We start from the raw sequence: 23504 nt of genomic DNA, 5'->3' as shown, positions 1-23504 counted from the left end.
CTGGAAGGGCAGAATATCGGGCATCAGACCGGGCGCCCTTGAAGCGGGAACACCTTGTGCGGATTGAGCAGCCATTGCGGATCGAGCGCGCTCTTCACCCGCATTTGCTGGTCGAGATCGATGGTGTTGAACTGGTAGGTCATCAGATCGCGCTTCTCGATGCCGACGCCGTGCTCACCGGTGAGGCAGCCGCCGAGATCGACGCAGAGCTTCAGGATGTCCTCGCCGCAGCGCTCGGCCTTGTCCTGTTCGTCCGGATCATTGGCGTTGAAGAGGACGAGCGGGTGCAGATTGCCGTCGCCGGCATGGAATATGTTGGAGACGCGCAGCCCGTAGCCGTCGCAAATCCTGGCGATGCCGGTCAGCACCGCCGAGAGCTGGCCGGTCGGGATGGTGCCGTCCATGCAGATATAGTCGGCGAGCCGGCCCATGGCGCCGAAGGCGGACTTGCGGCCCTTCCAGATCGCGGCGCTCTCCGCTTCCGACTGCGAGATGCGCAGGCCCGAAGGGTTGAAATCGGCGGCGATCTTGGTGATGCGGCCGATCAGATCCTCGATCTCGGCTTCGGATCCCTCCACCTCGATGATCAGCAGCGCCTCGACGTCAAGCGGATAGCCGGCATGGGCGAAGGCCTCGCAGACCTTGATCGCCGGCCGGTCCATATATTCGATCGCGACCGGAATGATGCCCGAGGCGATGATCGCGGCGACGCAGGCGCCGGCGTCCTCGGCCGACTGGAAGCCCATCAGCATCGGGCGCGCGCCTTCGGCGAGCGGCAGGATACGGAGCGTCGCCTCGGTGACGATGCCGAGCTGCCCCTCCGATCCGACGATCAGGCCGAGCAAATCGTAGCCCGGCGCATCGAGATGCGCGCCGCCGATCTCCAGCACGGTGCCGTCGATCATGACGATCTTGACGCCCAGCACATTGTTGGTGGTGACGCCGTATTTCAGGCAATGCGCGCCGCCGGAGTTCATGGCGATGTTGCCGGCGATGGTGCAGGCGAGCTGGCTCGACGGATCGGGCGCGTAGAAGAAGCCGAGATGGGAGACAGCGCCGGTGACGCCGAGATTGGTGACGCCCGCCTCGACGCGGATCGTCCGGTTGTCGGTGTCGACATCGAGGATGCGGTTCATCTTCGAGACGCCGAGCACGACGGCGTCCTCGCTCGGGATGGCCCCGCCGGCCAGCGACGTGCCGGCGCCGCGCGCGACGACCTTGACGCCCTGCTGGTTCAGGAATGTTAACACCTTGGAAACCTGCTCGGTGGTTTCCGGAAGCACGACCGCGAGCGGGATGCGGCGATAGGCGGTGAGCGCGTCCGTATCGAAGGCGCGGCGCTCATCCTCCTCGGTGATCAGGGAGGTTGGTGGTACCAAGGCGGCGAGACCGGCAAGAATCGCATCCCGACGCGCGAGAATGCCGGGATCCGGCTTCGGAATCTCTATCGCGGACATGGCGACCTCCCTCCCACTTCAGAAACAATCTAAGCGCGGACGGTTTTGTACCCAAGCTGGCCTGGAAAACAACATCCTTTCCGCAGGATTGAAAATCGCCCCTTTCTTTTGCCAGTATGATCGCAAATGAGCACCCTCACTGATATGGAGATCTTCGCCCGCGTTGTCACCGCCGGAAGCCTTTCGGCGGCGGGGCGCGAGCTCGATCTTTCTCCCGCCGTCGTGTCCAAGCGCCTGAAGCGGCTGGAGGACCGGCTGGGCACGCGCCTGTTGCAGCGCACGACCCGGCAGATTGCACTGACCGAGGCGGGGCGCGGCTTTCACGACCGCGTCGTGCAGATCCTGGCTTCGATCGACGAGGCGGAATCCTTCGTCAGCCGGCGTTCCGACGTGGCCCGCGGCACGCTCAAGGTGTCGGCGCCGACCACCTTCGGCCGCCTGCACATCACGCCCTATCTCGGCTCGTTCCTGGCGGCCAATCCGGACCTGACCGTCAATCTCGTGCTCTCGGACGAGTTCGTCGACCTGATCAAGGACGGCATCGACGTATCGATCCGGATCGCCGAGCTGATGGATTCGAGCCTGGTGGCGCGGCGACTGGCGCCGAATCACCGGGTGCTCTGCGCGACGCCGGCCTATCTCGCCGAACACGGCACGCCGAAGACGATCGCCGATCTCGATAAGCATTCGCTGCTCGCCACCGCCAGCCAGGATCCGTGGCGGCTGGAGGGGCCGGACGGGCCGGTCACCGTGCATGTCGAGGGCAGGCTTCGGACCAACTCCAACGAAGTAGTGCGCGAGGCCGTGCTGGCCGGCCTCGGCATCGCCTTCCGCTCGACCTGGGATGTCGGGCCGGACCTGCGCGCCGGGCGGCTCACCACGGTGCTGCCGGCCTACCGCGCCTCGCGGCACGTCGCCGTCCACGCAGTCTATCCGAGCCGCCGCTTTCTCGCCGCCAAGGTCCGCCTGTTCATCAACCATCTCGCCGGCCTCTATGGCGAACGCCCGCATTGGGACGAAGGGCTCGAGACGATCCTCGCGCCGACGCGGGGATGACGCGCAGCGATATCGCCGCCGCGCGTCAGCTCTGAAGCCTTTCAGCCCCGGTCGATGACCGTGTCGTCGATCTCGGCCAGCGTGCGGCGGCCGGTCAGCGCCATCGAGACGTCGAGCTCCTTGCCGACGATCTGGATCACCTTGGAGACGCCCGCCTCGCCGCCGGCCCCGAGGCCGAACAGGAAGGCCTTGCCCATCATGCAGCCCTTGGCGCCGAGCGCCAGCGCGCGCAGCACGTCCTGACCCGAGCGGATGCCGCTGTCGAACAGGATCTCGGTCTGATTGCCGACCGCGTCGACAATGCGCGGCAGGCGCGAGATCGCCGACGGCGCGCCGTCGAGCTGACGGCCGCCATGGTTGGAGACGACAATCGCGTCGGCGCCGGTGCTGACCGCCTTCTGCGCGTCGCCGACATCGAGCACGCCCTTCAGGATCAGCTTGCCCGGCCAGATCGAGCGGATCCAGGCGACGTCGTCCCAGTTCAGCGCCGGATCGAACTGGCCGGAGATCCACTGTCCCAGCGACTTGACGCCGCTCATGCCCTCGACGCCGTTCAGATTGCCGAAGGTCTTGTGCTTGCTACCCAGCACCTGGAATGCCCACGGCAGCTTGGTCGCCATATCGAGCACGTTGTGCAGCTTGATCTGCGGCGGCACCGTCATACCGTTCTTGATGTCGCGGTGACGCTGGCCCTGCACCTGCAGGTCAAGCGTCAGGATCAGCGCCGAGCACTTGGCGGCGATGGCGCGCTCGACCAGCTGCTTGGCGAAATTGCGGTTCTTCATCACGTAGAGCTGGAACCAGAACGGCCGCGAGGTCGCCGCCGCCACGTCCTCGATCGAGCAGATCGACATGGTCGACAGCGCGAACGGGATGTTGGCCTTCTCGCACGCCTTGGCCGCGAGGATCTCGCCATCGGCATGCTGCATGCCGGTGAGGCCCGTTGGGGCGAAGGCGAAGGGATAGGCGAACTTCTCGCCAAGCAGCGTCACCTCGGTCGAGCGGTTGGAGACGTCGACCATGACGCGCTGGCGCAGCTTCAGCGCCTTGAAGTCGGCCGAATTGGCGTCGATCGTTTCCTCATTGTAGGAGCCGCGATCGGCATAATCGAAGAAGGCGCGCGGCACGCGGCGCTTCGCCAACAATCTCAGGTCTGCAATGCTCGTTGCGTCCTTCAAGCCGCCCATGGCGCCGCTCCAATTTGATCTGATTTCTTGAAATGCGGGTGCCACCCGCTAACTGGATCAATTTCTTGACCACTTCCTGATTTCTGCTGATAGGCTCTTCCGCATGGTCTTTCAACCGATTCCTTCCCGTGCGACCGCCGACGAGGTGGCGCGACAGATCGAGATGCTGGTGCTGGAGGGCGTGCTGCATCCCGGCGACAAGCTGCCGGGCGAGCGCGACCTGTCGGCGACGCTCGACGTGTCGCGCCCGATCCTGCGCGACGCCCTGAAGGCGCTGGAGGCGCGTGGGCTGGTGGAGAGCCGGCCCGGCGGCGGCACTTATGTGGCGGCGATCGAGGGCGCGATCTTCGCCGCGCCGATCGTCGACCTGATCGCGCAATCGCCCAAGGCAGGTGGCGACTATCTGGAATTCCGCCGCGAGATCGAGGCTAGCGCCGCGGCCATGGCGGCGGAGCGCGCCACCGAGGCCGACCGCACCATTCTGAGCCGCATCATCGAGGCGATGGAGGCCGAGCACGACAAGGCGGACTTCCGCCGCGAGGCGGCGCTCGACGTCGAGTTCCACCAGGCGATCGGCGAGGCGACGCACAACATCGTCATCATCCACGTGCTGCGCGCCTGCTACCGCCTGCTCGCCGACGGCGTGTTCTACAATCGCAGCCGGCTCTACGGCCAGGCCGGCTCGCGCGACCAGTTGCTCGCCCAGCACAAGGCGCTGCGCGACGCTATCTGCGCCGGCGAGCCGGAGGCGGCGCGGCGGGCGGCGATCGAGCACATCGGCTATGTCGCCGCCTCGATGAAGGACGCGGCCGAGGCCGGCGCCCGCGCCGAGATCGGCACGCTGCGGCTGATGCAGTTCGAGGAACGCGCAACGGCGAAACGGCCGGTGCGGCGCGAGTAAGATCGGGACGGCCGAGGCGTCGGATCGGTGGATCCCTGCTTTCGCAGGGATGACGGCGAAGGTTGGGCAGACGGCGGTGTCCTCCTGCCTCGCTCAAAAGGGCGACCGGCTCCGCCATCATCCTGAGGTGCTTCGCGTCAGCGAAGCCCTTGTCGTCGAAACGCGTCGCCAACCCCCCGCTCGCCGTCATCCCGGCCTCCGAGCCGGGATCCATTTCCGCCGCGTTGGTGGATGCACAAAACGCCCGAGGTCTCGGATGTATGGATCCCCGCCTTCGCGGGGATGACGGCGGAGGGTGGGGAGAGGACGGAGGCTTGCTCACAGCCCCCTCAGGGAAGGGTCGAGGAAGGCCCTCGTCGTCGAAGCGCGTCGCCAGCCCCCCGCTCGCCGTCATCCCGGGCTTGACCCGGGATCCATTCCGCCGGGTTCTCGGGAGGGACGCGCGATCACGGAGGACGATTCGGCGCCGTCCTCGAACCGTGGCATGATACGCCATTCGATGCCGATGCCGCCCCGGAGAAACCGCATGGGCCTTGCGAAGGAAAAGCCGCTCTACGAGACGCCGACCGACTATGAGGACGATCTGAACCTCTGGCTGCTGGAGCAGATCGAACTGCTTCGACAGAAGCGGATCAACGAAGTGGACCTTCCCAACCTGATCGAGGAGCTCGAGGACATGGGAAGCGAACAGCGGCATGCGCTGGAGTCCTCCTATCGCCTCGTCATCAGTCATCTCTTGAAATGGCACCATCAACCCGAGCAACGTTCGTCGTCTTGGGAGATCACCATCTTCCGGGAGAGGGCCAACATCGAACGCCGCGAAAAGCGAAGCCGCTCCCTGAAGGCCGATGCGGGCTGGATCGTCGCCGACATCTATCGATATGCCCTCCGCGAGGCCGCCATCGAAACCGGCCTGCCGCGCGAGAGCTTCCCGGCGGAGTGCCCCTGGACGATCGAACAGCTGCGCGACCCGGATTTCCTGCCCGCGTGATCCCAGGGCGTTACATCATTTCGTGGAAACGATGAAACGCCCTAACTATTTGTTTGAACGCGTTTTCTGAACGCGAACCGGTGCCCACTTCGCTCGAAAACGCTCTATCGGATCGTCGCGATCCAGGCGCGGGCCAGCGCCCGGCCGGCTTCGTCGGCCTGGCTGCCCAACGGCCCCTCCTCCCGCGCGTGGCGCGTCGTCCAGTCGGGATCGATCGACGTCGCGACATCCGCGAAGGCCTCGTTCCAGTCGCGCACCAGCGCCGTATCCGCCTCGAAATGGAACTGGATGCCGTAGACGGCGCGGCCGATGCGGAAGGCCTGGTGCGGCGTCATCGCGCTGGTGGCGAGATGCACAGCGCCTTCCGGCAGGGTAAAGGTGTCGGAATGCCAATGAAACAGCGGCGACGGCCCGTCCAGCACGCCGACGACGGGATCGTCGCGCCCGGCCTCGGTCGGCGTCACCGCCTGCCAGCCGAATTCGATCGGCCTGTCGAGGATGTTCCTGGCACCATAGCCGCGTGCCAGAATCTGCGAGCCGAGGCAGATGCCGAGCACGGATTTGTCGGCGTCGCCAAAAGCGCGCATCAGGCTGGCGAGGCGCGGCAGATAGGGATGCGTCTCGTCGTCGACGGCGCTCTGGCCACCGCCCAGCACGATGATCGCGTCATAGCCGTCCGGCGTCGCGGGCAGCGGATCGCCCTCATGCGCCTGGCGGACATCGATCACCGCCCCGGCGGCGGCGAGCGCCGGCCGCATCAGGCCGAGCGACGTGGCTTGATAGTTTTCGACGACGAGAATGCGCATGGACGTCGGCTCGCAAGATGGGGGCGTTCCATCAATAGATGCCGAACCGAACGATTCCGCCAGACCGCGGCGACGACTTTTCGAACGAGCCGCTACGCCGCCTCGTAGGCCTCGTGCAGCTTGGAGATCTCGATCTTGGTCATCTGCATCATCGCCGCCATCACGCGCTGCGACTTTCCGCGATCGGGATCGTTCAAAAGCTCGATCAGTACGCGCGGCACCACCTGCCAGGATAGGCCGAACTTGTCCTGCAGCCAGCCGCACTGATCGGTCCGGCCGCCTTCCGAGAGCCTGTCCCAGAAATAATCGACCTCCTCCTGCGACTTGCAGTCGACGAGGAAGGAGACGGCCGGCGTGAACTTGAAATGCGGACCGCCATTCAGCGCCGTGAACGTCAGTCCCTCGATCTCGAACGACGCCACCATAACGCTTCCGGCCGGACCGGGCCCGGCATCGCCATAACGGGAGACCTGGCCGAGCCGGCCGTTCTTGAACACGGAGACATAGAAATTGGCGGCCTCTTCGGCCTGGCCGTCGAACCAGAGAAACGGGGTGATCTTCTGCATGAGACATCCTCCTGTCGGGGTCACGACAGGAGGACGAGCGAGGCGTCCCCGTTTCGACAGGGACGCCGCTTTTTTTGTGGCCAGCCTATTCGGCGGCGGGCTGAGGCAAGGGCGCCGCTCCCGCTGCGGGCTCGGCGACCTCGGCTTCCGGCTTCGCCGCGGCCCCGCCGCGAAGGCGCCCCAGGAAGCGGCTGAAGCGCTCCATCTCGACATAGATCACCGGGGTGATGAAGAGCGTCAGGAGCTGCGAGACGAGCAGGCCGCCGACGACTGCGATGCCGAGCGGCTGGCGCAGCTCGGCGCTGGCGCCGGTGCCGAGCGCGATCGGCACGGCGCCGAGAAGTGCGGCAAAGGTCGTCATCATGATCGGCCGGAACCGGCGCACGGCGGCGCGATGGATTGCCGGCTCGGGTTCGAGCCCCTCCTCGCGCTGGCCGTCGATCGCGACGTCCACCATCATGATGGCGTTCTTCTTGACGATGCCGATCAGCATCAGGATGCCGATCAGCGCGATCACCGAGAGATCGAGCCCGGCCCATTTCAGCGCCACCAGCGCGCCGAAGGCCGCCGCCGGCAATCCGGACAGGATGGTCAGCGGATGGATGAAGCTCTCATAGAGCATGCCGAGCACGACATAGATGGTGAGGACGGCCGCGAAGATCAGGATGCCCTGCGTCGCCAGCGACTGCTGGAAGACCTGCGCGGTACCGGCATAGGAGGTGTAGACATCGGCCGGGACGCCGATCTGCTGCTTCAGCACCTCGACCTGATCGGTTGCCTGGCTCAACGCCACGCCGTCCGGCAGGTTGAACGAGATCGTCGCCGCCGGCAGCTGGCCGAGCTGGTTGACGGTGACGGGGCCGACCGTGCGCTGGACGCTGGCGAAGCTCGACAGCGGCACCAGATTGCCGGAATCCGACCGCACCCGGATCTCGGACAAAAGGCTGTCCGACCAGGCGAGATCCGGATCGTATTCGAGGATGACGTCATAGCTCGATCCGGTCGACTGGATCGTCGCGGCCGTCGAGGTGCCGAAGCCGTCCTCCAGCGTCTTGCGCAGGGTGGCGGCCGAAATGCCGATCGAATCCGCCTTGTCGCGGTCGACGACGATGCGGGCCTGCAGGGCGTTGTTCTGCAGGTTGTTCGCCACGTCGACGAACTGGCTGTCCGTCCGCATCGCGGCCGTCAGCTTCGTCGCCCATTCGTTCAGCGTCTGCTGGTCGAGCGCCTGCAGCATCAGCTGGTAGGTGCTCTGCGAGCTGACGCCGCCGATGCGCAGGTTCTGCACGGGCTGGATGTAGGACTGGATGCCGGCGATGCGGCCGAGCTGGCCGCGCAGGTCGTTCAGGACGACGTTGAGCGGCGGACGCTCCTCCTTCGGCTTCAATTGCACGGAGAGCGAGGCCGAATTCAGCGTCTGCGAGCCGGGGCCGCCGCCGACGAAGGACGCGACATGCGTGACATAGGGCGAGGCGCGCAATGTCGCCTCGACCTGGCGCTGCAGGCCGACCATGGCGTCGAAGGAGATGTCCTGCCGCGCCTGGGTGGAGACGGAGAGCTGGCCGATGTCCTCCTGCGGAAAGAAGCCCTTGGGCAGCGCCATGAACAGCCAGACGGAAGCCGCCACCGAGGCGAAGAAGAGCCCGAGGATGACGAAGCGGTGGGCGAGGCACCAGGCGACGCCGCGATCGTAGTGCCCCTCGACCCACAGGAAAGCGCTCTCGAACCAGGCGGCCGGACCGCTGCGGACATGGCTGGAGGCGGATTTCGGCAGCCGCGCCGTCAGCATCGGCGTCAGCGTCAGCGACACCACCATGGAGGCGCCGATCGCCAGCGCGACGACGACGCCGAACTCGTTGAAGAGCCGGCCGATGACGCCGCCCATCAAGAGCACCGGGAGGAACACGGCGACCAGCGACAGCGTCATCGACACGATGGTGGCACCGACCTCGCGACTGCCGACCAGCGCCGCCTCGAAGGGCGGCATGCCCTCCTCGACATGGCGCATGATGTTCTCGAGCATGACGATGGCGTCGTCGACGACGAGGCCGACGGCGAGCGTCAGGCCGAGCAGCGAGATGTTGTCGACGCTGAAGCCGAAGAAATACATGCCGCCGAACGCCGCCACCAGCGACAGCGGCACGGCGAGCGCCGGGATGAAGGTGGCCGAAACCTTGCCGAGGAACAGGTAGATGACGAGGATGACCAAGCCGATGGTGATCGCCAGCGTCACCTGCACGTCGGCGATGGCGGCGCGGATCGAGGTCGAGCGGTCGTTCAGCACCTTGATCGTCATCGAGGCCGGCATCGACGCCATCAGCTTCGGCAGCTGCGCGTTGACCGCGTCGACGACGGCGACCGTGTTGGCGCTCGGCTGGCGCTGGATCGCCAGCACGATCGAGCGGGAACCGTCATACCAGCCGGCCGTCTGCGCGTTCTGGACGCTGTCGACGACATTGGCGACGTCCGAGAGGCGCACCGGGCTGCCGTTCGGATTGGCGATGATCAGCTGCTTGAACGCCTCGGCATTGGTCATCTGCGTCGGCGCGTCGATGACGAGCGACTGGCTCTTGTTCTGCATCGTGCCGACGGGCGTCTGGTCGTTCGCGGCGGCGAGCGCGTTCGAGAGCTGATCGAGGCCGATATTGCGGGTCGCGAGCTTGTTGGGATCGGCCTGGACGCGGACGGCATAGGTCTGGCCGCCATAGACGCTGACCTGCGCGATGCCGGGCAAGGTCGACAGGCTCGGCGAGATGACGTTCTCGGCGAAGTCGTCGATCGTCGACATCGGCAAAGTCGGGCTCTGCACGGCGAGCAGCAGCACCGGAGCGTCGGCCGGATTGACCTTCCGGTAGCTCGGCGGGTTCTGCATGTTGGGCGGCAGCTGCCGCTCGGCCCGGTCGATCGCCGCCTGCACGTCGCCGGCGGCGGTATCGATGTTCTGGCTCAGCGCGAACTGCAGCACGATCTGCGAATTGCCGAGCGAGCTCGTGGCCGAGATCGTGTCGATGCCGGAGATCGTCTCGAACTGCTTGATCAGCGGCGTGGCGACGGCCGTCGCCATGGTCTGCGGCGAGGCGCCGGGCAATTGCGCGCTGACGCTGATGGTGGGGAAGCTGACTTCCGGCAGCGCCGCGACCGGCAATTGCTGGTAGGCGAAGATGCCGCCCATGGCGATACCGAGGAAGAAGAGGGTCGTGGCGACCGGACGGCGGATGCAGAGTTCGGAGATCTTCACAGCTTGGCCTCCGATGCAGGCTTGGCGTCCGGCGCAGCGGACTTCTTCTGCGAGACCTCGCCGCCCGCCTTGCCGGCCGGGGCCGAAGGCGTCGACTGCGGGGCGGCCGGCGTGGCCGCGGCCTGGCGGATCGTGACCTTCATGCCGGGGGCAAGCGAAAGCTGGCCGTCGGTCACCACCTTCTCACCCGCCTCAACGCCCGCGACGATGCCAGCGCGGTCGCCGACGATGCCGACGACCTGGACGGGGCGGACGTCGATGGTGTTGTCCGGCTTGACGACGAAGACGTTGGAGCCCGACTGGCCCGGCTGCACGGCGACCGTCGGCACGATCACGACGTTCCGGTTCGTGCCGAGATCGATGGCGACCTTGACGGCCTGGCCCGGCCAGAAGGTGCGGCTCTGGTTCGGAACGGCGGCCCGTACCGCCATCGTGCCGGAGCCGGAAACGATGTTGCTGTCGATGAAGTCGACGGTGGCGGCGGCCGAGACCTCCTTCGCGACCGGCGCGCCCTTCGGCGCGGCGTCCTTGGTGCTGGCGGAAGCGTCCGGCGCCGTCGCGGTCGCGGTCGGCTGGTTCGACGGGGAGACCCGGACCGGCACGGCGCCCGAGGCGAGCGACTGGCGCAGCAGGCCGACATCCGCGTCGGAAACGGTGAAGTTCGCCTCGACATTGTCCATGTCGGTCAGCACGACCACCGTCGTCCCGGGCTGGACCAGGCTGCCGACCGTGATCGAGAAGGCACCGAGGCGGCCGTCATGCGGCGCGGTGATGCGCATGTTGTCGACGACGACCTGGTCGGCATCGATGTTCGCCTGGTCGAGGGTCACCACGGCGGCGGCGCTGGAGGCGGCCGCGACGGCCTGATCGAGCTGCTGGCTCGAATCCACCTGCCGGGCGACCAGATCCTTCGCCCGCTTCAGATCGGCGGAGGTCGAGACGACGGTCGCCTGGTCGCGCGCCAGCGCGGCCTTGTCGCGCGCCAGCGTCGCCTGGGCCGCGCGGTCGTCGAGCTGGACCAGCAGGTCACCCGCCTTGACGTCCGCGCCGTTCGCCTGCGCGATGCGGGTGACGACGCCCTGCTGCTGGGTGGTCACCGAGGTCGAGGCGGTGGAATTGATCCAGCCGATGGTGGAGCGCCGAACCGGAAGGTCGCCCGTCTCGGCGGTTGCAACGACGACGGAAGGCGACAGTCCGCGGCCGCCCTTGCGCCCGCCGCCCGTTCCGCCCCCTGCCCCGCCGCCCGGCCCCGGCGGTCCTTCGGTCCCCGCCAGCTGGGTACCCATGATCTTGTCGACCGACGCGAACAGCGTCTCCCGATAGACAATACCGACACCGAGACCTGCAACAACAAGGAGCGTGACGATAACGGACCTGCGCATGACGAGCTTTCCTGTGTCCCCCGCCCTGCTATGGGACGGCCTTCGGCGGGTTGCTCGTTAAATCGCGGTAAGCTTCGGGCCGGCGGCGCTCCGCAGGTTTTGCCTGCGTCTCGATGGATGCGCTTTCCGTGGTCTTTCGGCGCTGAATCCCGCGACTTTTGCCGCACTGCACCAAAGACCGGATCCATCGGCGCGACGCCGGCGCTCACGAAAATGTGTGTGATCGGGCGGTCGCCCCATTTCCGGAGCGCGCTAGGACGCCGGAATTCCGGATCGCCAGGCAACCGGCGCGCAGCGTCTCCGCGCGTCCGGCCCCGGGCGCGTTTCAGCGGATCGGCGCGATCCAACCGGCATTCCGCCCGGCCACTTCGTCGCCGCGACGGTCAGATCCATGCTTGAGAAAGGCCCGGAGCGACAAGGCCCTCCGGGCAATTGGCATCAGACCATGCGCATGCTCATGCCGCCGTCGATCACCAGCTCCTCACCGGTAATGAATTCATTGGTGAGCAGTTCCACCGCCGCCGTCGCGACCTGCTCCGACGTTCCGAGGCGCTGCAGCGGAATGCGGTTGGCGAGGTTGTTGGCGCGCGCCTGCGGCGTCATCGCGGCGTGGAAGCGGGTCTCGATGATGCCGGGGCAGATCGTGTTGACGCGGATGCCCTCATGCCCGTGGTCCCGCGCCAGCGCACGGCCCATTTGCGGCAGCGCACCCTTGACCGTCTGGTAGGCGACGGTGCCGGGGCAACCGCGCAGACCGGCGACGGACGAGACCAGCAGCATCGCGCCGCCCTGCTTCGCCAGCGCCGCATGCGCCGCGCGGAACAGATGGAACGGCGCATGGACATGCACGCGGAACGCGTCCTCCCAGGCTTCCTCCGTCACGGTGAGCGCCGTGCCCGGAACCGCGCCGCCGGCGGCCGGAACGAGATAGTCGATCCGCCCGAAGCGCTCGAGCGCCACCTCGACCAGCGCCGTCGCCGTCGCCGGATCGGCCGCGTCGGCGGCGAAGAACAGGATGCCGGTGACCGGCTCGAGCTCCGCCAGCAGCGCCTCGACCTCGGCGTCGCGATAGCGGCCGGAGAGCACGAGATCGACGCCCCGGGCAGCGAGCGCCCGCGCGATGGCCGCGCCGATGCCGCGGGTTCCTCCCGTTATGATTGCAACGGGCCTTGCCGAATCGCTCATTCGAATCCTCCTCCGTCCGAACCTTCCCGGGCCATATCGGTGCACAAATTGCGCCTTCGGGTCCACCGCCAAAGCACGCCTTTCCGGGCGTCTCGCGGCTCCATTGCTGTTCCGACGGCGCGCCGCTAATGTGCCGCGCCACATTGCTTCGGAGTACTCATGGCCCGCGACGCTACCGATTCCACGCTCGTCGAATCGCGCGACGAACTTGTCGACGTGATTGCCAGCGGGTCGAAGCCCAAGACGCAATGGCGGATCGGCACCGAGCACGAAAAGTTCGGTTTCAACATAAAGGATCTGACGCCCGTCCCCTATGACGGCGCGCACGGCATCGAGCGCATCCTGAGGTTGATGGAAGGCATGCTCGGCTGGCAGCCGATCGAGGATCGCGGCCTGATCATCGGCCTGGTCGATCCGGTCGGCGGCGGCGCCATCTCGCTGGAGCCGGGCGGCCAGTTCGAGCTCTCGGGCGCGCCGCTCGAGACGATCCACCAGACTTGCCGCGAGCTGCACGCCCATCTCGCCCAGGTGCGCGAATGCGCGGAGCCGCTCGGCGTCGGCTTCATCGGCCTCGGCACCTCGCCGATCTGGTCGCTGGAAGAGACGCCAGTGATGCCGAAATCGCGCTACGAGATCATGTCGCGCTACATGCCGAAGGTCGGCACGCGCGGCCTCGACATGATGTTCCGCACCTCGACCGTGCAGGTGAACCTCGACTTCGCCAGCGAAGCCGACATGGTGCAGAAGATGCGCGTCTCGCTGGCGCTGCAGCCGATCGCGACGGCCCTCTTCGCCAATTCGCCCTTCCTCGACAATACCGCCAACGGCCTGTTGTCGAACCGCGCCGAGATCTGGCGCGACACCGACAACGAGCGATCGGGCCTGATCCCCTTCGTGTTCGAGGACGGCTTCGGCTTCGAGCGCTATGTCGACTGGGCGCTCGACGTGCCGATGTATTTCGTCAAGCGCGGCGACACCTATCACGACGTCGCCGGACAGTCGTTCCGCGACCTGCTGAAGGGCGAATTGCCGGGCCTGCCGGGCGAGCGGGCGACGCTCTCCGACTGGAACAACCACCTGACCACGCTGTTCCCCGATGTGCGGCTGAAGAAGTACATCGAGATGCGCGGCGCCGATGCCGGGCCGTGGCGGACGCTGACCGCGCTGCCGGCGCTCTGGGTCGGCCTGCTCTATGACCAGGCCTCGCTCGACGCCGCCTGGGAACTGGTCAAGGACTGGACCGCCGAGGAGCGGCAGGCGCTGCGCGACGGCGTGCCGCGGACCGCGCTCGCGACGCCCTTCCGCAACCGCACCGTGCGCGACATCGCCCGCGAGATGGTCGAGATCGCCCGCCGGGGCCTCGCCGCGCGCCATGCGTTGAACAGCGAGGGGCATGACGAGACGGTCTACCTGCAGCCGGTCGAGGAAACCGTCGCCAGCGGCCGCACGCCGGCCGAACGCCTGCTCGAGGAATACCGCACGAGCTGGAACGGCGACATCGGCGAGGTCTTCCGCCAGCATGCCTATTAACCGCGCGCCGCGATTGATCCTTCTCAATCTCTTCGGGCAGAGTAGACTCTAGACTCGTCCGCAGATTGATCTTGGGAATGGAGCGCATCATGGACATCAAGGACATCACCGTCGTCGTCGACCTCGCCGGAGATCGGCCGGCCGCGCGCGCGGCGGCTGACCTCGCGAAGCGTCTGGACGCGCACCTGACCGGGCTGTCGCTCGCCTATGATCCGATCGTGCCCGGCTATGCCGTCGCCCCGGTGCCGGCCGACTTCATGATCAGCGCCCGCAACCAGGCGCTGAAGGAAGCCGAGACGGCGATCACCGCCTTCCACGGCATCGCGGCCGAGACAGGCATCGACGCCGAGGCGCATCTCGTCGACGTGATGGCCGGCGGCGGACTAGACGGCATCGTCCACGAAGTCCGCCTCGCCGACCTCGTGGTGATCGGCGAGGACGACCCCGAGCGGCCGGAGCCGGTGCGCGAGGCGCTGATCGAGGCCGTGCTGTTCAATGCCGGCGCGCCGCTGCTGATCGTGCCGCGCAACGGCCCGGTGACGATCAATCCGGACCGGATCATGATCGCCTGGGACGGCACCATCACCGCCGCGCGCGCGGTGCGCGCCGCCATGCCGTTCCTGAAGCTGGCCAAGCATGTCGAGGTCGTGCTCGTCGACGACGGCAAGAAGCTGCCGACCGGCGAGCGGCTCTGCGGCCATCTGCTGCGGCACGGCATCGAGAGCAGCATCCGCAAGGTGCCGAACCCCGGCAAGGACGTCGCCAAGGCGATCCGCCAGGCGGCCGTCGACGCCGACGCGGGCATCATCGTCATGGGCGCCTATGGTCATAGCCGCCTGCTCGAATGGATTCTCGGCGGCGCGACGCGCGGCATGCTCACCGGCCTGACGCTGCCGGTGCTGATGACGCACTGATCGCCGAGCGTTTCGTTGACGCGGACCGACCGCCGCGCCGATCATGATGAGCGCGGCGGCAGGAGCGATCCGATGAAGACGATCTACGATCTGATGCTGGAAGCCCAGCAGGGCGCCTTCGCCTCGGCCATGGCGAAGGAATTCGGCCTCTCCTTCGAGCAGCAATCGAAGGCGTTCGAGGCGATGATGCCGGCCTTCTGGCAGGGCATGCGGCGGAGCGCCGCCGACCCGTTCGGCGTCGCCGCCTTCTGGCAGCAGGTCGGCAGCGGCCAGTACAGGTCCTATTTCGACAATCCGCTCGCCGCCATGACGCCTTCGGCCCGCGCCGAGGGCGACGGCATGCTGGAGCGCATGTTCGGCTCGCCGGAAGTTGCGAAGGCGGTGGCGCTGCAGGTCGAGGCGTCGACGGGCATCGCGCAGGACGTCGTACGCCGCATGATGCCGGTGATGGCCAACATGATGATGGGCGGCGTCCAGCGCCAGACCGAGACCTACGACAACCCCTTCCTCGCCATGATGCGCGAGATGACCGGGGCCGCGAGCAAGCCGAAGCCGAGGCCCGAGAAGCGGCCGGACCTTCCCTTCGTCACGCTGATGGAAAGCTTCCTCGGCAAGGAGAAGGAACCGGAGCCCGAGCCCGGGCCGATGACGAACGAGGAGGTGATCGACCGCCTGTTCGACGCCGGCAAGAGCATGCAGGACAGCTATCGCAAGTCGATGGAGCTGATCTTCGACCGCTTCGCCGGACCGGCGAAGAAGGACTGAAGAAAGCACGAGGCCGAATAAAAATGACCCGCCGAGAGCTCGGCGGGCCAAGGTTCGGAACCACCAGGGGATCGCGGGGTTCCGGCTGCGGGAATGCGGATCGGGCCGGCCTCGGAGCGGCTAGCCCAGCCGCGATCAAGTCTTGAGGATCGATCAGGCCTTGCGCCGATACTGGGCGGAGCCGACGCGGAGCAGCGTGGCATGCGCCACCCGCTCGCGGGCCTGCGCCTGGCTGGCATAGCGGCGCTCGAGCGAGAGCATCTGGAGCTGCGTCGAGGCGTCCTCGTTGGCGCGACTTGCGAGCGCCGAATAGACGTCGCCCTCCGTCAGGCCGATATCGGCGAGCATATGGGCATCCCATTCAAGCAGGCGGGCGACCGAGCGACGGTTTTGCCAGACCCGGAAGCGGGCCACCACGTTGGCGATGACGACCATGCCGATCGCGGCGAAGGAGCGCGAACGGGTGGGCCGGGCTGACGTGGAATAGGTTTCACAGGTGCTCATTTCAGCCTCCATCGGCAGACGTGCCAGGGTTCCTTCGATCTGGTTTGAAGGAGGCGACCCGGCATGCTTCTTGGGAACGAATGGAGAATGCGCCTGCGCGATTGATCATTCCAACGAATGTTTTTAATATCAGCCATCGGATTTGATGATGCATGACGCAGGGGCGCGAAGCGCTTGCGTCCGGAGCCCCGGCGCAGAGGCAAAAGCCCGCGCGACGCGCTCCAGGGAGATTACCGATGGCCAACATGCTCGATCTGGACCAGCTCCGCACCTTCGTGGCGATCGCCGACGCCGGCAGCTTCACGCGGGCGGCGGAGTCCGTGCACAAGACGCAGTCCGCCGTCTCGATGCAGATGCGGCGGCTGGAGGAACGGCTCGGCAAGCCGATCTTCGGCCGCGACGGGCGCAGCGCCAAGCTGACCGAGGACGGCGAGCGCCTGCTCGGCTATGCCCGCCGCATGGTGCGCCTCTCGGACGAAACCATGGCGGCCTTCGACGACGAGGAGCTCTCGGGCCGGGTGCGCCTCGGCACGCCGGACGACTATGCCGACCGCTTCCTGCCGGAGATCCTGGCGCGCTTCTCCCGCTCCAATCCGCGCGTCGAGGTGACCGTGGTCTGCGAGCCGACCGTGCAGCTGCTCGAATGCCTGCGGGCCGGCGAACTCGACCTCGGCATCATCACCAACACCAAGGGCGCGCCGATGACCGAGGTCGTCCGGCAGGAGCCCCTGCTCTGGGTCGTCTCGAACCACCACCAGATCGAGCAGGAAGAGGTGCTGCCGCTGGCGCTCGGCCGCGACACCTGCTGCTGGCGCCGATCGGCGATCGAGGCGCTGGGGCCGATCGGCCGGCGCTACCGCATCCTCTATGCGAGCAACAATTCGACCGCGATCTCCGCCGCCGTGCTGGCCGGGCTCGCCATCTCCGTGCTGCCGGAATCGGCGCTCCGGCCCGGCATGCGCGTGCTCGGCGAGTTCGACGGCTTCCCGCGCCTGCCGCCTTGTGAAATCGCGCTGATGCGCGCCTGGAACAAGCCGACGTCGCCGATCGTCGAAGCGCTGGCCGAGCACATCGTCTCGTCGCTCGACAATCTCTCGATGCAGATCGCAGCCGAGTAGGACGAGAAGGCAGCAGCCCCTCACCCTGTCCCTCTCCCGCGAGCGGGCGAGGGAACGCGCTCAATCGGCTTTGTCTGATGACTGAAGTCTGTCGCCGACCGCCGGGGCGGATGCGGAGGAAAGCCCTCGCCCGCTTGCGGGAGAGGGTTGGGTGAGGGTCTGCCTTAACCCACCAGGACCCGCGTCGACGGGAAGGTGACGCGGATCAGGGTCCCCTGCCCGACCGCGCTGTCGATCAGGAAGGCGGCGCGGTTCGCCTCTACCAGCGCCTTGGTCAGCGGCAGGCCGAGGCCGGTGCCGTCGCTCCGGTGCTTGGCCGAGGTCGCGACCTGGCGGAACGGCATCAGCGCCGTCTCGACGTCCTTCTCCGACATGCCGATGCCGGTATCGCGGATGCGCAGCGTGACCTCGCCGCGCTCTTCCAGCGCCGTCGACACGATCACCTGGCCGCCGGCCAGCGTGAACTTGATGGCGTTCGAGACGAGGTTGAGCACGATCTGGCGGATCGAGCGCGGGTCGGCGACGATGCTGGGCACCTGGCTCGACAGGCTGGTGCGGATGATGATGCGCTCGCGATTGGCCTGCGGCTGCATCAGCGCCACGCATTCCATCACGATGTCGTTCAGCGCCACCGCCTCGAAATTCAGCTCCATCTTGCCGGCCTCGATCTTCGAGAGATCGAGGAGATCGTTCAGCAGGCTCATCAGGTGCGCGCCGGAGACGTGGATGTCGCGCAGATACTGCTTGTAGCGCTCGGTGCCGATCGGGCCGAAGCGCTCCTCCATCATGACTTCCGAGAAGCCGATGATGGCGTTCAAGGGCGTGCGGATCTCGTGGCTGACCTTGGCGAGGAAGTCGGATTTCTGCATCGACGCCGTCTCGGCGGCGCGGCGGGCGTTGATCAGCTCTTCCTCGGCGTTCTTCCACTGCGTGATGTCGCGCAGCACGGCGCAGAACTTGCCGGTCTCGCCGAGCCGGCCCATCGTCATGAACAGCGGGATCAGCCCGCCCTGCGGCACGCGGCCGATCACCTCGCGGCCATCGTTCAACAGGCTGGCGACGCCGTTCTGGGCGAGGCCCTCGAGATAGTCGAGCGCCGCCTTCCGACTTTCTTCGGCCAGGAGATGGGTGAACGGCAGGCCCGCCACATCGCCCGTCTCGACGCCGAACAGCGCCTCGGCGCTGCGGTTGATGCGGACGATCCGCCCCTCGGCGTCGACGACGGCGACGCCGTCGGTCGCCGTGTCGAGAATGGCTTCCAGTTCGGCAATCTTGTGCCCGGCCTCGGCCAGCTCTTCCAGCAGCTTCGGATCGGACGCGGCGGGCTGGACGAGTTCGGGTTCGGCGATGGCGGGCGCGGCCGGCTCGACGGCCTCGGGCTCCGACTCGACGGGCTCTTCCGGCACGGTTTCGCCTTGCAGATCCATCTCTTCGTCGGACTCGAACTCTTCGGGCTCGAACTCGTCGGGCTCGAATGCTTCGGGCTCTTCGGCGGGCGCTTCCAGCGCGGCGACCGGCGTTTCGACGTCGGGGGCTTCTGCCTCCGGCTCGCAGACGTCCCCGGCGATGCGCTCTGCCGCCTCGACAGCGTCTTCGACCGTCTCGCCCAGATCCGCTTCCGGCGCCGCGACCGGCTCCTCCGGTGCCGAGACGTCGGTCTCCTCGACCTCGTCGGCCTCCGGCAACGCGTCCTCTACGGCCACGGGCTCGTTCGCGACGGGCCCGTCTTCGGACGTCTCATCGACGGCCGTTTCCTCGGCGGACGTATCGGGCTCGTCGGCCTCGAACGCCTCGGGGGCAATGGCTTCATCGGACGAGGCCGGCTGAACCGGATCGACCGGCCCGACCTTGGCGCCGAGCGCCACGGCGATCCGCCGGAAAGCGTCCTGCTCGGGCATGGTCAGCCGCTCGGCATCGCCGGGCAGAGGCGCCGGGCGCGGCAGGCGCACGACATTGCTCGGCTCCGCCACGACGGGCGCCTTCTGCAGCGCGACGACCGTCGCCCGCTTGTCCTCGACAGGCGCCGGCGGCTCGCGCCGGATTTCGGATGGCCGGATGACGCCGAAGCCGCGATAGCCCTCGAACGACCGGTCCCGCGAAAAGGCCGGCAGAGCGGCGAGATCGACGGAGACGCGCTGGTCGGTGTCGTCGACGGGCCAGCTCAGCGTCGCGCCGCTCCAGGTGTCGCGGCGGGCGATCAGGGCGGCGATGGTCCCCTTCTCGTCCAGCCCCCTGGCGGCCGCGACGTCCTGCCAGCTCGCGCCGACGGTTGCGGCGGAGCGAGGCCCGACGACCGAGGCGAATTCCGGCGAGACGAAGCTGAAGCGCCCCTCGGCGTCCATCTGGAAGACGAAGCGGACGGGCCCCGTCGGCGCCGTGAAGCGGAATGCCGGCTCGGCCGCTTCGGCCTCGGCTTCGTCTGCAAGAGGTTCGTCTGCAAGAGGCTCGTCGAGGGACGGTTCTTCGGCGGCAACCGGCGGAACCTCGTCATCGACCGGTTCGGAAGGCGCGTCTGCGGAGACCGGCGCGACCGCGTCGTCGACCGGCTCAGAAGGCGCCTCGGCGGAGGCCGGAGGAAGCTCGTCATTTGCCGGTTCGGCCACGACCGCTTCCGGAAGCGCGGGCTCGGAGCGATCCGGCTCGGCTTCGGCTGTCGTTACCGGCTCGGCCGGCAAGGTTTCGCTCACCGCCTCGACGATATCGGCCATGGAAAGCGGCGCGCGCGCGACGACGTCCTTGGGCCCAACGAGATCTTCGGTCGATCCATGGTCAGGCTCGGGCACAGGCGCTTCGGCGACGACCGTCTCGACCGGCTCCGCCTCGAACGCCACCGGTTCGACAGGCTTCGCCTCAGCCTCAGGCTCAGGCTCGACGTCCAACGGAGGCTCGACGGACGGCAACAACGCCTCTTCGACCGCGGGGACGGCTTTGACCTCGATCTCGGCGTCTATCTCGGGAAGCGCGACGGCTTGATCCGACGCTTCCGGCTCGGCGGGCACGGCGGCGACGATCGGCTCGGCTTCGGGACCGGACGCGGGTTCCGACACGGCCTCGATCGGAAGCTCGGTTCCCAGGGGCTCCGGTTCGATTCCCTTCCGGGGACTCACATCCATCGCCGGGATCGCATCCTGGGCCTCAGGCTCGCCTTCAGGCAGCTCAGCGACCCGCGTTGCCGATGCGACGGGGGCGACCGTCTCGGCCGAAACACGCGGCTCCGGTTCGGCGGCCGCCGGCTCAACCCCGATCCATTCGGCGGGTCCGATGACGAGGAGATGGAAGCGGCGATCGTCCAGCTCGATCCGCGCGATGCCGGCAGGCCGGCGCGCCCGGTCGACGCGGATGGCGCGCTTCAGGAGCGGCTGGGGGCTGCGGTCGATGCCGGCGATCAGGCCTTCGATGGCGACTTCGGCCGCCGCCAGCGCATCCAGCCCGCCGGATGCCGCGACGACGTCGCCGCTCGCGTCGAGAATGGCGACGAGGCAATCCTCGCCGACCACGATATCGGCGAGCTGTTCGGCGCGCTCGACCAGCGAAACCTTGCCGCCGCGCGGCGCTTCCAGCATGACCAGGATGGCGCTGGCGCCGTCCTCGAGCCGGATGCGCGTGCAGGTGGCCGGAAGGCTCTGCAGCCGGCCGCCGGTGACGAAGCCGATGCGCTCGAGCCGCGTCGCGCCGAGCGGCAGCGCGCGGGCAAGGTGGGCAATCTGGCTGGTGGACGGCAACGTATCGGAGAAACGGCGCTCCAGCAGGCCTTCCATCGAGGCAGCGCCGAAGAAGCCGGCGCCGGCGGCATTGGCCCAGAGCACATGCCGGCCGTCCGCCGCCCAGACGAAGCTCGGGCGCGGCGACAGCAATGCCGGTCCGACGGCCGGCAGCGCCGACAGGTCGAGATAGGCAAGATTGTGTCCGCTCATTCCGCTGCCACTCTTCTCGCGGGTCGGTGCCGGCCCGCGTCGGCCTTCGTTTCCGCGCCCTCGACAGGACCAGGGTTTCGTCGCCGGCAGGCGCGGCCGTGTCGTCCTTGCGCCCGTTCTTCAGCAATCATCTAATATAGCTCGGACGGACCCGGGTCCACGAACCGGCCCGCCACCCCCTTATCTCTTGCATCAGGTGGTTAATGTTGCGCTTTTTTGAAAGCGCGGATGCGACGGATCTACCTCCCTGAAGTTGAATTCGGGCCCGTCCTCGCCCGTCGCCAACGCTTGCCTTGCGTCATGTCGCGCAGTCTCTATTGTCCTTGTGTCATCCAAGCGGGAGCAAAACGATGGCCGATAAAACGCAATTCGAGATTCCGGAACAGATGCGCGCTTTCGCCGACAAGAGCGTCGACCAGGCCAAGAAGGCATTCGACGAATTCATGGGCGCTACCGCGAAGGCCGTCGAGAAATCGGAGGCTTCGGCAAAATCGGTGCAATCGAGCGCCCGCGACGTCAACCGGCAGGCCCTGGCCTTTCTCGAGGCGAATGTCGCCGCCTCGTTCGATTTCGCCCAGCAACTGGTGCGCGCCCGCACCGTCGAGGAGATCGCGCAGATCCAGCAGGCCTTCCTGAAGAAGCAGGCCGAAGCCGCCCAGACCCAGACCCGCGACATCGCCGAAACCATCGGCAAGGCGGCGACGGACGTCCAGCAGCAGGCCAAGAAGTAGAAACCGGCGAAGAAATGGGCAGTCGCCCGATTTGACGCCTCCCTGCGTGACGCCGCCGGCGGCAGATGCCCGCGACGGCGTCAGATTTTGGCCGCCCGGAGGGGCCGCCGAAGACTAGGTCCTTGGAACCATTCAACTTTTGTGCAATGCAACAAAATATTGCATTGCATCATGCTCCGGCTTATATTCACGACAAGTCGATCGGAGTGAAATGGGTCCCGAAGATCCAGGATGAAGCTCCGCGACGGCCACAGAGCCCGAAGGAGACTTTCGTTCATGTCCGATACCGCCGCCACGGCCCCGAAGAGCGCCAAGGGCGCTGCCAAGACCGCCAAGGGCTTCGACGCCCCGTTCGAGGCGTTTGCTTTCTCCGTTCCGAATGTCGAAGTGCCGGCCGTGTTCCGCGATATCGCCGACAAGGCGGTTTCCGGCTCCAAGGAGGCCTACGCCAAGCTGAAGACCGCCGCCGAAGAGGCGACCGAGGCGTTCGAGGACAGCTATGAGACCACCCGCACGGGTCTCGTCGCCCTCACCCACAAGTCGCTCGACAACGTCAAGACCCACACCGACGCCACCTATGCATTCGCGCGGGATTTCCTGGCGGTGACCTCCTTCGCCGAGGCCGTCGAACTGCAGGCCGCCTTTGCCCGCAAGCAGTTCGAGACGCTGACGGAGCAGACGCGCGATCTGCAGGCCTTCACGCAGAAGCTTTCGACCGACGCCGCCCGCCCGGTGCGCCAGGGCGTCGAGAAGGCCTTCAAGGGTTTCCAGAACGGCTGAGCCGCCGCGCGACGGCTCATCGGGAAACGCGCTCCGCCATCGGCCGAGCCGCTCCGGGGAGCCGAAAACCACCGCCGGCAGAGCTTCGAAATGAAACCGGCCCGAACCTCGTTCGGGCCGTTTTTTTTTCGCGAGCGGGCTGAGCGGTCGCGCGATGCCGCTTTCGGTCACCGCCAACAGAGCCCCGGAATGACGCCGGCCTGCTCCGTCCGCGGCCGTTCTTACGCACCGCGCAAGCCTCTTCGAACAAGCTGTGGAAGCAGCTTGGGATAAGTCGATTTCCGCACTTGAAACCCGCCAATTTTGGTTCTAGGTTCCGCTCGCTTTTGGCAGGCAGTTGTAGCTCAGTTGGTTAGAGCGTCGGATTGTGGCTCCGAAGGTCGGTGGTTCGAGCCCACCCAACTGTACCAAAGCATTCTCCTGAAAATTCAATGACTTGACGATGGCGCAGGCCCCTTAAAACGGGCCGGCCATGTTGC

18 protein-coding genes and 1 tRNA gene are annotated in these 23504 nt (G+C 67.0%); 10 read left to right on the top strand and 9 right to left on the bottom strand.

Annotated features, from left to right (window positions below; genetic code table 11):
- Nucleotides 1-23: 23 nt before the first annotated feature.
- A complete protein-coding gene (locus tag K32_RS05325; protein WP_201403029.1) occupies nt 24-1457 on the bottom strand; it encodes an FAD-linked oxidase C-terminal domain-containing protein in 1434 nt (477 codons plus the stop codon).
- Nucleotides 1458-1583: 126 nt separating this feature from the next.
- On the opposite strand from K32_RS05325, the gene K32_RS05320 reads away from it, so the two are divergent.
- Nucleotides 1584-2513: a LysR family transcriptional regulator gene (locus tag K32_RS05320; RefSeq protein WP_201403028.1), complete on the top strand. Its 930-nt coding sequence runs from the start codon at nt 1584-1586 to the stop codon at nt 2511-2513.
- Between the two features lie 41 nt (nt 2514-2554).
- Here the strand turns inward: K32_RS05320 and K32_RS05315 are convergent, their stop codons facing one another.
- Nucleotides 2555-3691 carry an alpha-hydroxy acid oxidase gene (locus K32_RS05315; RefSeq protein ID WP_201404359.1) on the bottom strand — a complete coding sequence of 379 codons (1137 nt, stop codon included), beginning with the start codon at nt 3689-3691 and terminating at the stop codon, nt 2555-2557.
- Nucleotides 3692-3803: 112 nt separating this feature from the next.
- Here K32_RS05315 and K32_RS05310 point away from each other — a divergent pair, with 112 nt between their 5' ends.
- Together K32_RS05310 and K32_RS05305 are read left to right on the top strand one after the other, a co-directional pair.
- Entirely contained in the window at nt 3804-4601 is a 798-nt protein-coding gene (locus K32_RS05310; protein ID WP_201403027.1) for a FadR/GntR family transcriptional regulator, read from the top strand.
- Nucleotides 4602-5127: 526 nt separating this feature from the next.
- The gene (locus K32_RS05305; protein ID WP_201403026.1) at nt 5128-5592 is read left to right on the top strand and encodes a DUF29 domain-containing protein; all 465 of its coding nucleotides are present in this window, start codon (nt 5128-5130) and stop codon (nt 5590-5592) included.
- A gap of 104 nt (nt 5593-5696) precedes the next feature.
- Here the strand turns inward: K32_RS05305 and K32_RS05300 are convergent, their stop codons facing one another.
- The 5 genes from K32_RS05300 to K32_RS05280 all read right to left on the bottom strand — a co-directional run bounded on the left by K32_RS05300 (nt 5697) and on the right by K32_RS05280 (nt 12769).
- Nucleotides 5697-6398: a type 1 glutamine amidotransferase gene (locus K32_RS05300; RefSeq protein ID WP_201403025.1), complete on the bottom strand. Its 702-nt coding sequence runs from the start codon at nt 6396-6398 to the stop codon at nt 5697-5699.
- Nucleotides 6399-6490: 92 nt separating this feature from the next.
- A complete protein-coding gene (locus K32_RS05295) occupies nt 6491-6964 on the bottom strand; it encodes a VOC family protein (RefSeq protein WP_201403024.1) in 474 nt (157 codons plus the stop codon).
- A gap of 85 nt (nt 6965-7049) precedes the next feature.
- Entirely contained in the window at nt 7050-10202 is a 3153-nt protein-coding gene (locus tag K32_RS05290; RefSeq protein WP_201403023.1) for an efflux RND transporter permease subunit, read from the bottom strand.
- Complete coding sequence (locus tag K32_RS05285) at nt 10199-11584, bottom strand: efflux RND transporter periplasmic adaptor subunit (RefSeq protein ID WP_201403022.1); 1386 nt, start codon at nt 11582-11584, stop codon at nt 10199-10201. Before K32_RS05285 ends, K32_RS05290 begins: the two co-directional genes overlap by 4 nt.
- 438 nt (nt 11585-12022) lie before the next feature.
- The gene (locus K32_RS05280) at nt 12023-12769 is read right to left on the bottom strand and encodes an SDR family NAD(P)-dependent oxidoreductase (RefSeq protein ID WP_201403021.1); all 747 of its coding nucleotides are present in this window, start codon (nt 12767-12769) and stop codon (nt 12023-12025) included.
- Between the two features lie 159 nt (nt 12770-12928).
- Here K32_RS05280 and K32_RS05275 point away from each other — a divergent pair, with 159 nt between their 5' ends.
- The 3 genes from K32_RS05275 to K32_RS05265 all read left to right on the top strand — a co-directional run bounded on the left by K32_RS05275 (nt 12929) and on the right by K32_RS05265 (nt 15978).
- Nucleotides 12929-14299, top strand: coding sequence for a glutamate--cysteine ligase (locus K32_RS05275; RefSeq protein ID WP_201403020.1), 1371 nt, complete (start codon nt 12929-12931; stop codon nt 14297-14299).
- Nucleotides 14300-14388: 89 nt separating this feature from the next.
- Nucleotides 14389-15213 carry a universal stress protein gene (locus tag K32_RS05270; RefSeq protein ID WP_201403019.1) on the top strand — a complete coding sequence of 275 codons (825 nt, stop codon included), beginning with the start codon at nt 14389-14391 and terminating at the stop codon, nt 15211-15213.
- A 72-nt stretch (nt 15214-15285) separates the two neighbouring features.
- Nucleotides 15286-15978, top strand: coding sequence for a DUF937 domain-containing protein (locus K32_RS05265; protein WP_201403018.1), 693 nt, complete (start codon nt 15286-15288; stop codon nt 15976-15978).
- 153 nt (nt 15979-16131) lie between these two features.
- On the opposite strand, the gene K32_RS05260 is transcribed toward K32_RS05265, so the two are convergent.
- On the bottom strand, nt 16132-16482 hold the full coding sequence (locus tag K32_RS05260; protein WP_201403017.1) for a DUF1127 domain-containing protein: 351 nt from the start codon (nt 16480-16482) through the stop codon (nt 16132-16134).
- 236 nt (nt 16483-16718) lie between these two features.
- Between K32_RS05260 and K32_RS05255 the strand changes: the two genes are divergently transcribed.
- A complete protein-coding gene (locus K32_RS05255; protein WP_201403016.1) occupies nt 16719-17600 on the top strand; it encodes a LysR substrate-binding domain-containing protein in 882 nt (293 codons plus the stop codon).
- A gap of 164 nt (nt 17601-17764) precedes the next feature.
- Here K32_RS05255 and K32_RS24930 read toward each other — a convergent pair whose 3' ends face one another.
- A complete protein-coding gene (locus tag K32_RS24930) occupies nt 17765-21514 on the bottom strand; it encodes an ATP-binding protein (protein ID WP_244669859.1) in 3750 nt (1249 codons plus the stop codon).
- A gap of 350 nt (nt 21515-21864) precedes the next feature.
- Here K32_RS24930 and K32_RS05245 point away from each other — a divergent pair, with 350 nt between their 5' ends.
- From K32_RS05245 to K32_RS05235, 3 genes are all read left to right on the top strand, one after another.
- A complete protein-coding gene (locus K32_RS05245; protein ID WP_201403015.1) occupies nt 21865-22245 on the top strand; it encodes a phasin family protein in 381 nt (126 codons plus the stop codon).
- A 276-nt stretch (nt 22246-22521) separates the two neighbouring features.
- On the top strand, nt 22522-23025 hold the full coding sequence (locus K32_RS05240; RefSeq protein WP_201403014.1) for a phasin family protein: 504 nt from the start codon (nt 22522-22524) through the stop codon (nt 23023-23025).
- A 333-nt stretch (nt 23026-23358) separates the two neighbouring features.
- Nucleotides 23359-23435, top strand: a tRNA-His gene (locus K32_RS05235).
- Nucleotides 23436-23504 lie beyond the last annotated feature (69 nt).

The sequence above is a fragment of the Kaistia sp. 32K genome (genome assembly GCF_016629525.1).
Lineage (GTDB): Bacteria > Pseudomonadota > Alphaproteobacteria > Rhizobiales > Kaistiaceae > Kaistia.
This window is presented reverse-complemented; position numbering and strand designations above follow the sequence as displayed.

What these genes read in the sequence shown, in the direction of transcription:
- K32_RS05280 (WP_201403021.1), bottom strand. Translation starts at nt 12,769, where the DNA reads ATGAGCGATTCGGCAAGGCCCGTTGCAATCATAACGGGAGGAACCCGC.
- K32_RS05275 (WP_201403020.1), top strand. Translation starts at nt 12,929, where the DNA reads ATGGCCCGCGACGCTACCGATTCCACGCTCGTCGAATCGCGCGACGAA.
- K32_RS05300 (WP_201403025.1), bottom strand. Translation starts at nt 6,398, where the DNA reads ATGCGCATTCTCGTCGTCGAAAACTATCAAGCCACGTCGCTCGGCCTG.
- K32_RS05255 (WP_201403016.1), top strand. Translation starts at nt 16,719, where the DNA reads ATGGCCAACATGCTCGATCTGGACCAGCTCCGCACCTTCGTGGCGATC.
- K32_RS05325 (WP_201403029.1), bottom strand. Translation starts at nt 1,457, where the DNA reads ATGTCCGCGATAGAGATTCCGAAGCCGGATCCCGGCATTCTCGCGCGT.
- K32_RS05265 (WP_201403018.1), top strand. Translation starts at nt 15,286, where the DNA reads ATGAAGACGATCTACGATCTGATGCTGGAAGCCCAGCAGGGCGCCTTC.
- K32_RS05310 (WP_201403027.1), top strand. Translation starts at nt 3,804, where the DNA reads ATGGTCTTTCAACCGATTCCTTCCCGTGCGACCGCCGACGAGGTGGCG.
- K32_RS05295 (WP_201403024.1), bottom strand. Translation starts at nt 6,964, where the DNA reads ATGCAGAAGATCACCCCGTTTCTCTGGTTCGACGGCCAGGCCGAAGAG.
- K32_RS05240 (WP_201403014.1), top strand. Translation starts at nt 22,522, where the DNA reads ATGTCCGATACCGCCGCCACGGCCCCGAAGAGCGCCAAGGGCGCTGCC.
- K32_RS05260 (WP_201403017.1), bottom strand. Translation starts at nt 16,482, where the DNA reads ATGAGCACCTGTGAAACCTATTCCACGTCAGCCCGGCCCACCCGTTCG.
- K32_RS05245 (WP_201403015.1), top strand. Translation starts at nt 21,865, where the DNA reads ATGGCCGATAAAACGCAATTCGAGATTCCGGAACAGATGCGCGCTTTC.
- K32_RS05270 (WP_201403019.1), top strand. Translation starts at nt 14,389, where the DNA reads ATGGACATCAAGGACATCACCGTCGTCGTCGACCTCGCCGGAGATCGG.
- K32_RS24930 (WP_244669859.1), bottom strand. Translation starts at nt 21,514, where the DNA reads ATGAGCGGACACAATCTTGCCTATCTCGACCTGTCGGCGCTGCCGGCC.
- K32_RS05305 (WP_201403026.1), top strand. Translation starts at nt 5,128, where the DNA reads ATGGGCCTTGCGAAGGAAAAGCCGCTCTACGAGACGCCGACCGACTAT.
- K32_RS05320 (WP_201403028.1), top strand. Translation starts at nt 1,584, where the DNA reads ATGAGCACCCTCACTGATATGGAGATCTTCGCCCGCGTTGTCACCGCC.
- K32_RS05285 (WP_201403022.1), bottom strand. Translation starts at nt 11,584, where the DNA reads ATGCGCAGGTCCGTTATCGTCACGCTCCTTGTTGTTGCAGGTCTCGGT.